1 protein-coding gene is annotated in these 2,005 nt (G+C 66.7%); it reads right to left on the reverse strand.

Annotation, left to right across the window (positions count from 1 at the left end):
- The coding region (locus tag K206_RS0136460) for a DNA topoisomerase III (RefSeq protein ID WP_020207144.1) at positions 1-1,739 on the reverse strand (1,739 nt) is incomplete at its 3' end.
- Between the last annotated feature and the right edge of the window lie 266 nt (positions 1,740-2,005).

Below are 2,005 nucleotides of genomic sequence, written 5' to 3' on the forward strand. Positions count from 1 at the left end.
GCCTCGATCATGTCCAGCGCCTGTTCCCACACGGCGGTGGTGCCGGGGTCGGCAATCGCCGCAGGCACGGCGTCGATCAGCGTGAACGCCGCATCCGATGCACGGATGGAGCGTCCCTTCTTCACGATGTAGCCGCGGGCGATCAGCCCGCTGATGATGTTGGCCCGCGTCGCCTCGGTGCCGATGCCCGTCGTGTCCTTGAGCTTCTGCTTCAGGCGCGGGTCGGTCACGAAACGCGCAACGCCCTTCATCGTCTTGACCAGCTCGCCCTGCGTATAGGGCTTGGGCGGCATCGTCTTGAGCGCCTTGACTTCGACCTCGGCCACCTGGCACGCGAGGCCCTCTCGCAGCGCAGGGAGCACCTGGCTGCGCGCGGCACCATCGCCGTCTTCGTCCGCTTGTGGTTCGGCCAGCACCAGCCGCCAGCCCTTCACGACGACCTGCTTGCCCGTGGCCACCAGCTTCTGCTGGCCGCAGGAGAGATCCGCCACGGTGCGGTCGAACTCGTGGTGCGGGAGGAACTGGGCTAGGTAATGTGCCCGGATCAGCCGGTACACCGCCTGCTCCTTCTCGCTCATGGTGGAGAGGTTCGCGGGTTCGAGCGTCGGGATGATGCCGTGGTGCGCCGTCACCTTGCCGTCGTTCCAGGCGCGCGAGCGCTGGGTGCGGTCGAGCTGGCCCATGATCGGGGCCAGCGCGGGATCGGTCTTGAGCAGGCTATCCAGGACCGTGGGCACCTCGGCGAACATGTTATCGGGCAGGTAGCCGGAATCCGAACGCGGGTACGTGGTGGCTTTGTGCGCTTCGTACAGGGCCTGAGCGATCTCCAGAGTCTCCTGCACGTCTAGCCCAAGCTGCTTGGAACAAACCTCCTGAAGCGTGCCCAGGTCGAACAGCAGCGGCGGACCTTCGCGCACGCGCTCGGTCTCGACCGACACCACCTGGGCACTGCCTGCGGCGCGGATCTGTTGCGCGGCCTGCTGTGCGACGGGCTGCTGCAGGCAGCGGCCGGCATCGTCAGTGCAGGCGTCCGGTGCAACCCACTGCGCGGTGAAGGCCTGGCCGCCTGTGAACAGAGACACGTCGATGGCCCAGTACGGCACGGACACGAAGGCCGCGATCTCTCGGTCGCGGTCCACCACGAGTTTGAGCGTCGGGGTCTGTACACGTCCGACCGACAGCACGCCGTCGTAGCCGGCCTGCCGCCCGAGCACGGTGAACAGCCGGCTGAGGTTCATGCCCACAAGCCAGTCGGCGCGCGAGCGCGCCAGCGCCGAGTAATACATCGGCAGCGTCTCGGCCGAGGGCCGCAGCTTGGCGAGCGCGGTGCGGATGGACGCATCGTTGAGCGCCGACAGCCACAGGCGTTCGATGGGACCGCGGTAGCCGCACAGGTCGATGATCTCGCGTGCGATCAGTTCGCCTTCGCGGTCGGCGTCGGTGGCGATGACAAGCTGGGTCGCCTTCGCCAGAAGCGCTTTGACGACCTTGAATTGCGGGGCGGTCTTTGGCTTGACCTCGACCCGCCACTGCTGGGGAATGATGGGCAACTGTTCCAGCGACCAGCGCTTGAGCGCCGCGTCATAGACCTCGGGTGCTGCCGCTTCTACGAGATGGCCGATGCACCAGGTGACGGTGACGCCGGAGCCGCTGAGACAGCCTTCACCGCGCTGCGTCGCGCCGAGAATCCGGCCAATGTCCTTGCCCTGGGAGGGCTTCTCGCACAAGAACAGCCGCATGTTCGTCCATCCGATTTCCGTGGTTCATTGAGTTGCTGGAAACGAGGATGCCGAGCACCACCGGGGGCAGCAGCAAACAAGCCGCATGTGGTGGCGACCACTTTCACGGGATGGAATGGCTGGGGCGGGGATGGCGTGCAGCCGGGGATGTGCGGGCCGGGAGCCGCGATTTTCGGGAGAGCGTGGATGCCGGCGGGCGTTGATGGAGCTATCCCCTGGGGATAGTTCGCGAGCGCATGGAGGGCGGCGAAGACGTGCGACCGCCC

The organism is Cupriavidus sp. WS (genome assembly GCF_000395345.1).
GTDB classification, from domain to species: domain Bacteria; phylum Pseudomonadota; class Gammaproteobacteria; order Burkholderiales; family Burkholderiaceae; genus Cupriavidus; species Cupriavidus basilensis_B.